This is a genomic window from Trinickia mobilis (assembly GCF_017315705.1).
Classification (GTDB): domain Bacteria; phylum Pseudomonadota; class Gammaproteobacteria; order Burkholderiales; family Burkholderiaceae; genus Trinickia_A; species Trinickia_A mobilis.
Window position 1 is genome coordinate 13,582 of sequence record NZ_JAFLRF010000069.1, and the last position, 7,877, is coordinate 21,458.

The window sequence follows — 7,877 nt, forward strand, 5'->3', positions numbered from 1 at the left end:
ATCCCGATCTCGATGCGGGTGTGGCCTGGTACGGCCACCCGCCGCTCGAGTACCTCGATCCTGCCAAGATCAAGGCGCCGATTCAGGCGCACTGGGCGACGCAGGACGCTTTCTTCGCCTTGGAGAAGGTTGACGAGCTCGAATCGAAGCTGAAGACGGGGGGTGTCGACGTGGAGTTTCATCGGTATCTGGCCCACCATGCGTTCGCCAACGAGACGGCCGTCGGACCGGACCGCATCACGAGGACGCAATTCGATCCCGTCTGGGCGCAACTCGCGTGGGATCGAACGCTGACGTTCTTCGGACGCACGTTGTGGCAACGTTCGTAAAATAGCCTGAAGATCCCTGGCGCCGCGCATCGATCCTCGTGCATCGGTCATCGCGGCGCGAAGACATCAAAGCGACGGGCCGGGCGGCAGCGGCCACCGTGACCGGGTCAAGCGTCTGGATGAAGCGCAGGTGAACGGATTCGGATTTGCGCCGGATGTGACGCTCGCACTGCAAGCCAATCTGGCCGTGATGCAGAAGTTGCATGAACAGATCGGGATCCTCGAGAGGCGACTCGTGGAGCGGGTCAAACTCGACCCGGACTATGCATTGCTGAACACGGTGCCCGGCATTGGTCCGGTTCTCGCAACCACGATCATGCTGGAAACTGGAACCAGCTCGCGTTTTGCGAAGGTTGGCAATTTCAGTTCGGACTGCCGCTGCGTAGACAGCCGGTGCGAAAGCAACAGCAGGAAGAAGGGCGAAGGTAACACGAAGAACGGTAACAGGTATTTTGCGTGGGCGCTTGTCGAAGCGGCGAACGTTGCCATTCGCTCCTGCCCAGAACCCAGACGCTTTTACGAGCGCAAGGAACGGAATTGTCGGGATTAAGGCGCTGCCACACAAGCTGGTGCGCGCCTGCAATTACATGCTACGGGAGCACAATCCATTTGAGGTAACGCGCTGCTTTGGCTAAAAAGTGGGGCAAGGGGAGCGAGCCCGGTAATGTGACTGGTGCAAAGCCACGGTCCTGATTGGGTCATCTCTTTGCCCTACCCCTGTTTGCGGATGACCGGGTCGCCCGGGCGATGAGCCACTATTGACTGGCGTTGCGCAAGCAACAGCCACGGTTCTGCGAAACCCATTGGACTTCCTTCGTCTGGCATCAACGTTTCTCTGGGGCGGCAATAGCCGCCAGGGGAGTCGTGAGTCACATCACAGCATGCTTGATCTCGATGGGTGTCTGGTGCGATCCGGTTCGCAACCAGTTCGGAGAAAACGGATGCGATTACGATCTGCAGGCAGCATAGGCGAACGACGGAAAGAATTTCGCTGGATAGCGGTGCCGATGAAAACGCCATCGCTACCGCTATCCAGCGACGACTAAATTCGTCCCTTGACCTCTTTACCGGGCAGTGGATAAGGCGGGCAACACAATCGATTTTCTGTTCAGAGCCAAGCGGGACAAGGCTGCTGCGCGGCGCTTCTTCAAGAAGGCAATCGGTCAGAACCCGGCTCACCCGAGACGGTTGCGCGCGCGTGATTCTGCGTGGCATCGAATTGATGCACGTGATCAGGAAAGGACAGATGAAAGGTTCGGGCGAAACTCCGCTGTCTGTCGCCCAGCAATTTTACTCGTTGGTTTCATAAGCATCCTACGCATATCGCTGTTTTTTGACCGGTTTGCCTCACCGCGACAGAACCGTCGCCGCAGTGAGCAAGAAATTTACGCACGTAAGTTGTCGTCATCTGCGTAAAGGAAGAGGGGCGACGTGACTCGAGACGAATTAGAAATAAACTAAGTATTCCGATGTAACTGAACATCGAGCCGTACTGGCTTTTATAACTTGACAGTTGGCGAGCCGAATGAAAACGGTAGGCGAGATATCTGCAGACCGTACATGTCCCGAGGTATTTCGTCTACCTAGCATCGACACGTGCTTTTCCTGACGGTCAAATTTTCTCAATCCCATCACCGCGTACCAGACCTGAGTATGAAGAATTTCCGATGCCTACGAATAGTAGTGCGAAGCACTCTGCCTGCGGTGACTGCCGCAGCTGTCATGGCGGTATCGGCCACGGCGCATGCACAGGACGAGGCGTCCGCTCAGACGGCGACGCCGGCTCAACCCGCACCGACCACCAATGGTCAAACGAATGCCGCGCCGGCGAATGCGGTTCGAGGGAAGACGAAGGCGAGCGGCGATACGCGCGGGGAGGATTTGGCGATGACGGTTCCGGGATCTAATGCACCGGTACCGCCGCTGCAGCCTGTGCCGACGGTTGGTGCGAACGAGGCGACATCGCTGATCGAGATGTTCACGAAGGGACACTTTTACGGGAACGTCCGGACGGAGTACTTTTCGTTGCATAACGCGTACTTCGTCCCTGGCTCCAATCAGGATACGGTCAGCTACGGCGGCACACTCGGCTACAAAACTGCTGCGCTGTACGGTTTTTCGGTCGGCGTGAGCGCCTTCATTCAGCGCGGCATCGACCACTCGGACAATCCCGCGAATGTCGTCAGCTATCTCGGTCCGAACTTGCTTAACCTGGCCGAGGCCTATTTGCAGTACGAGGGGCACGGGTTCAAGGTCGTCGCAGGCAACCAGAAACTCAACGCGCCGTTCGACGGGGAATACGACTGGCGGATCGTGCCACCGCTGTTTCAGGGCGTGTCCGCGCGCTATGGCGATGCGGACAACTTCTTGATGGCATTCAAGATGTTCCGATACAAGTCGTACACTTCCAACACGTTTACGCGGACCACGGCGTATAACGTCGACTTCGATTCGTTCTCTACGATCGGCAATGCCAAGACGAACGGCTTTTGGGGCGTAGGAGGCGCGCACAAGTGGAAGCTCGCCCCGGTCGAGCTGAGCGCGCAGGGCTGGTACCAGACCTACCAGGACTACGCGAGGATGACGTACGCACAGGGTCAGGTGATTCGCGACGGCGGACTGATCCGCCCATTCGTGGGCGTGCAGGGAGTTCGCGAGACAGGCGACGGACGCGAGCTGCTCGGCAACGTAAACAGCGAGGTGTTTGGTGCGCAGTTCGGCGTGAAGCGCAACTCGCTGACGCTCAGATTCGGCTACGACCGGATCGTGCCGCACTCGAACTCGTTGCTGAACGGCGCGCTCGTCACGCCGTATGCGCACAATATCGGTTCGGATCCGCTGTACGCGCAGCCCTTTTTCAACAGTACAGAGGATCTGGGCGCGGGCAACGCATACGCGATCGACGTGAACGGTGCCCCGTTTGGTCATTTGTTCCTCGGCGCTCGCTACTCTTTCATGGACCTGAAGTCGAGCGCGACCGCCGTGAGTCTCCACCAGTCCGAGTACTTGCTCTATGCGATCTACAACTTTACCGGCAAGCTAAAGGGGTTGAGCATCACGGATTTCACCGGGTTTCAGTCGTCGCCGGCGAAATCGAAGAAGTACTTCGAGAACCGCGTGATTCTGGAATATGCGTTCGGGGGTTAGAAACGGTCCGCGGACTGCGCACTCAGGATTGCGAGGGTGCAGTCCAACTCGAACCCGACCTGAGCCTGGACTTCGGCGATCGCACCAGTAGCCCTTGCGATCGGGGGCTGCCGATACGTCGCTTCGTTTGCCGGGTGAGGCGTTCGAGCATTCTTTAGAGCCGATCAAGGATTGATTTCGTCCCATTCGGACACTGCGTAAAATCGTAAATTGTCACCAAGCGAGGCTAGGCGATCGGTAATCGTGAGGTCACGACACCACGGCAATGCGGGCGACACGGCTCAGGTATGCCGATTTTGCTCGTATCAATGACGGCGATGTGCGCGTTCCGGAATTTCGCCGGCATGCCGGCCCGCTTTGTCGGTAGCTACTGTCGTCGATAAGGGGACACAACGGCGAGTACCATATCGACGATCAGTTTTTCCGCCGCATCGAAATCTTTGTGCGTCAGTTTTTTGCTGTCCATCAGGAGCGCCATCTGAGTGCTGAAGTCGGCATACGATTGAGTCATTGCCCAGATCGTAAAGAGCAAATGGGTGGCGTTCGTTGGGGCGATCTTGCCTGCTCTGATCCAGCGCTCGCATACCTCGATATCCATGCGCAAAGAAGGTACGATCTTATGCTTTATTTCCTTGCGATAGAACTTGGCGCCACTGATCACTTCCATTCCGTACACTAGAGAACCCCACGGCCATTCTCGCGAAAGGCGCAACTTCGAAGCGATATACGCGCAATGTGTCCGTCTGGCTGCATGTGTCGTCGGCAACCAGCGGCCATGCTTTCCAGCCAGGCGTCAAGCACGCCACCCAGCACGCGGGTGTAGAGCGCACGCTTGTTCGGGAAATAGTAAAGCAGGTTTTGCTTCGATAGTCCGACACTCTCGGCAATGGTGGCGAGCGATGTGCCTTCGTAGCCGTATTAAGAAAAAATGCGTTCAACGTGCAGGAGTATCTCTGCTTCCGGGTTAACGCGGCGGCTCGCGCGGCGCGTTGACGGCCTGTCTGTTGTGTGGTGACCGGTGGCCGGCATGGAAAGTTTTTTCATTGGTGTTCGAGTTGCTCGTGGGGGGGCGATGGAAACAAACGATCGCCGGTTTTCGCGAGGAAACGGGTCAGGACGGCGGAATCGACGTAGGCGACGTTGAAGCGGAACCAGATCGTGCTGACAGGCGCGAGCGTGAAGAATTCGGCAGGCGCAAGCAGAATACCTGCCTGCAACGCTTGATCGGCGATGCTCTTTGCACTCAGATCGTGAGTTGGGGCAACGGGCCAGCCGGCACTGATGAACATCCCTCCGCGTGGCCGTGCCAATGGCAAGAGGCCAAGCTTGGGGAGGGTGCTCAGAGCGTGCTCGCGTGCTGAATCGAGCTGATTCCGCAGGCGCTGCACTGCCCGCCGGTAGCCGTTCGACGATACCGCGTGATACGCGGTGCGTTCGTTGACCTCTAGCGTCGTCAGCCCGGTGATCATTTTCACGCGCACGAGTTCGGTTACGAGTATTGGAGATGCACAAATCGAACCCACGCGAAGCGCCGGTGACAGCGTTTTCGAAAAGCCGCCGACACGTATCACATGGCGCAGGCCGTCCATCGCGGCAAGCGATGGCTCGCCTTTCGGCGCGATTTCCCGGAACAGGTCGTCCTCGACGATCCACAGATCGAACTGCTCGGCGAGCGCGAGCAAGCGGTGTGCTTGCTGGTGAGTCAGCGATGTGCCGAGCGGATTGTGCAGCACGGTGGTCACAAACATCAGCTTGGGCCGATGCCGTGCCGCCTGCTCTGCCAATACGTTGAAATCCAGGCCATTTTCATCACGCGGAATACCGATCGGCTCGCAACCGTTGTGTCGAATCATGCTGTGCAGATGCATATAGCAGGGGTCTTCGACAAGGACCGCGTCACCTGGCTTCGTCAGCGTGCGTAGGATCAAATCGAAAGCGTGGGTTGCGCTGTGTGTCAGGACGATTTGGTCCGGCTCGACAGAAAACAGCTCGTCGTTCAATGTGTTCGCTACATGATTTCGCAGGCCGGGCAAACCTCGAGGGTGACCATAACCGGAAAGGCGGGAAGTGGGTGTCCGCACGACTTGCCGCATCGCTTCGGCAACTATCGATTCCCCGGACCAACCGGGCGGCAGCCATCCAGCGCCAACCGGCAACGCGTCGGACGTGCCCGAGTAGAGTTCCGGGGTCAGGCTGTCTATGGCGGTCAAAACCGAGCTTTGCTCGATGTCCTTGGGGCGCCTAGCGGCTTCTGTTCGAGCCACGAAGTAACCCGATCCTGGCCGTGAGGCCAACAGTCCCTGAGTGATCAACCGGCCGTATGCTTCGAGAACGGTGAAGGTACTGACGGCATGAGCTCTCGAGAATTGTCTAACTGATGGCAATTTGGTGCCGACGCGCATACCACACTGCAAAATAATGTGGGCAATGCCCGCCGCAATCTGATCGGCTAGCGTCTCCTTCGTGGTCCGGTCGATCCGAAGCTCGGACCATAGATCGACGGGATGAGCGCTATGCGTCAATGCAGGCCGGCGCGTCTCACTTGTCGCTAGTCTATCCACTGTTCTCACTCCTTGATGGCGCATCCCCCGCGCTCAGACGTCAGTTCGACGGATGCAATACTGTACTAAGCCAAACGGTAAAGACTTTGTCCACTAGACAAAATACCGTCACTACCGCGCACGAGCTGTTTGCCGTACAGGGCCTGCCTCGCGCAAAGATATGGAACTCGTCGCCGACTGCCGCGGTAAGAGAAAAGGAATCGGCCCGAGGCCCGCGAAGAAGGGGCGATCGAGGAGCGACAACGCTGTCGCAGTGCGCCAATCGGTGTCGCCATTTTCAACTTAACAGTTGGCGGGCGGCATAGACACGGTAGGCGGGATAACTACGGGCCGTTCATGTCTCGCGGCTCTCCATTTGCCTATCATTGACTCACGCTTTTCCTGATGGTCAAAGATTTCTACGTACCGGTAAAATTTTTTGCACCGCCTGGGGATGACCAAAACATCCTCACGCAGGCAGGCGCAGAATCATTCTCGGAGATTCGCTATGCAGCAGATCAAGCAAAGCTCGCTGGCGCCATATCGCAGTGCCCGATAAACCCCATGAAGGGGTAAACAGGATGAGATTCGAAAACGCCGACTCCAATGGCCTCTTGAACGCGGATCTCGCGCCCGCCAGCCACGCGCAACGCAATTGGCGTTGGTATCACTATGCGTCTCTGTGGGTTGGCATGGTGATGTGCATCCCTGTGTATACGCTGGCCGCCAGCCTTATCGAAGGGGGTATGTCTTGGGGCCAGGCGGTGGTAACCGCGTTTTTGGGCAATGCGATCGTGCTGCTGCCGATGCTTCTGATCGGCCACGCCGGCGCAAAGTACGGCGTTCCGTATGCTGTGCTGTCGCGCGCTTCGTTCGGAACATCCGGCGCGCGGCTGCACGCGGTGCTGCGGGCGATAGTGGCCTGCGGCTGGTAAGGCATCCAGAGCTGGTTCGGCGGACAAATGGTGTACACGCTCGCGACCACGCTGTTCGGTGCGGATCTGGCGGGCCCCCCACTGCCGTTCCTCGGTATCGATCTGGCGCATCTGCTTAGCTTTCTCGTCTTCTGGGCAATCCAGTTTTGGTACGTCGTGCACGGCGTCGAGTCGATTCGCAAATTGGAGACGTTTACCGCACCGATCAAGATCGTCCTCTGCTTTGTGTTGCTCGGCTGGGTATATCAAACGGCCGGCGGCTTCGGGTCGATATTGGAGCAGCCCTCGCAATTCGTCCCCGGCGGCGCGAAGGCCGGTCAGTTCTGGTCCACGTTCTGGCCTTCACTGACGGCAATGGTGGGCTTCTGGGCGACCTTGGCACTGAACATTCCCGACTTCACCCGCTTTGCGAAATCGCAGCGAGATCAGGTGCTCGGCCAGACGATCGGCTTGCCCGCAGCCGATGGGGCTGCTCGCCTTGCTCGCGGTGATTGTCACGTCGGCCACCGTAGTGATCTACGGCAAAGCGCTGTGGGATCCCGTGGACCTGGCGGGCCGCATGGAAGGCATAGGGGTCTTGATTGCACTGCTGATACTGATCGTGGACACCGTCAGCGTCAACCTGGCCGCCAACCTGGTCGGTCCGGCGTATGACTTCTCGGCGCTGGCCCCGAAACAGATCTCATACAGGCGCGGCGGCTACATTACCGCGGGCATCGCGATAGCGATATTGCCGTGGAAGCTGCTCGCGTCTACGCAGGGTTATATCTTCACTTGGCTGATCGGCTACTCGGCACTGCTGGGTCCGATTACCGGAATCTTGATTGTGGATTATTTCGTGTTGCGAAACACACAGCTGGACCTGGAAGCGCTATACCAGGATAAGGGTATCTATTCGTACCGTGGCGGTTGGAATCCCGTCGCAA

The 7,877-nt window shown here is 58.1% G+C and carries 6 protein-coding genes and 2 pseudogenes; 5 read left to right on the forward strand and 3 right to left on the reverse strand.

Annotation, left to right across the window (positions count from 1 at the left end; all coding sequences use genetic code 11):
* From J3489_RS35715 to J3489_RS35730, 4 genes and pseudogenes are all read left to right on the forward strand, one after another.
* On the forward strand, positions 1-329 hold a 329-nt coding region (locus tag J3489_RS35715), incomplete at its 5' end, for a dienelactone hydrolase family protein (protein WP_207005523.1).
* 130 nt (positions 330-459) lie between these two features.
* Positions 460-879 carry a transposase gene (locus J3489_RS38685; RefSeq protein WP_309491483.1) on the forward strand — a complete coding sequence of 140 codons (420 nt, stop codon included), beginning with the start codon at positions 460-462 and terminating at the stop codon, positions 877-879.
* 512 nt (positions 880-1,391) lie between these two features.
* Positions 1,392-1,638, forward strand: a pseudogene (locus tag J3489_RS35725) (DDE-type integrase/transposase/recombinase); the annotation flags it as partial.
* Positions 1,639-2,051: 413 nt separating this feature from the next.
* Positions 2,052-3,476, forward strand: a complete 1,425-nt coding sequence (locus J3489_RS35730; RefSeq protein WP_242540569.1) for an OprD family outer membrane porin — start codon at positions 2,052-2,054, stop codon at positions 3,474-3,476.
* 367 nt (positions 3,477-3,843) lie between these two features.
* On the opposite strand, the gene J3489_RS38180 is transcribed toward J3489_RS35730, so the two are convergent.
* The 3 genes from J3489_RS38180 to J3489_RS35740 all read right to left on the reverse strand — a co-directional run bounded on the left by J3489_RS38180 (position 3,844) and on the right by J3489_RS35740 (position 6,037).
* Entirely contained in the window at positions 3,844-4,152 is a 309-nt protein-coding gene (locus tag J3489_RS38180) for a TetR family transcriptional regulator C-terminal domain-containing protein (RefSeq protein ID WP_309491484.1), read from the reverse strand.
* Positions 4,152-4,364, reverse strand: a complete 213-nt coding sequence (locus tag J3489_RS38185) for a hypothetical protein (protein WP_309491486.1) — start codon at positions 4,362-4,364, stop codon at positions 4,152-4,154. The genes J3489_RS38180 and J3489_RS38185 overlap by 1 nt, the downstream gene beginning before the upstream one ends.
* Positions 4,365-4,516: 152 nt before the next feature.
* Complete coding sequence (locus tag J3489_RS35740) at positions 4,517-6,037, reverse strand: aminotransferase-like domain-containing protein (protein WP_309491485.1); 1,521 nt, start codon at positions 6,035-6,037, stop codon at positions 4,517-4,519.
* Positions 6,038-6,597: 560 nt separating this feature from the next.
* On the opposite strand from J3489_RS35740, the pseudogene J3489_RS35745 reads away from it, so the two are divergent.
* Positions 6,598-7,877, forward strand: a pseudogene (locus tag J3489_RS35745) (NCS1 family nucleobase:cation symporter-1); the annotation flags it as partial.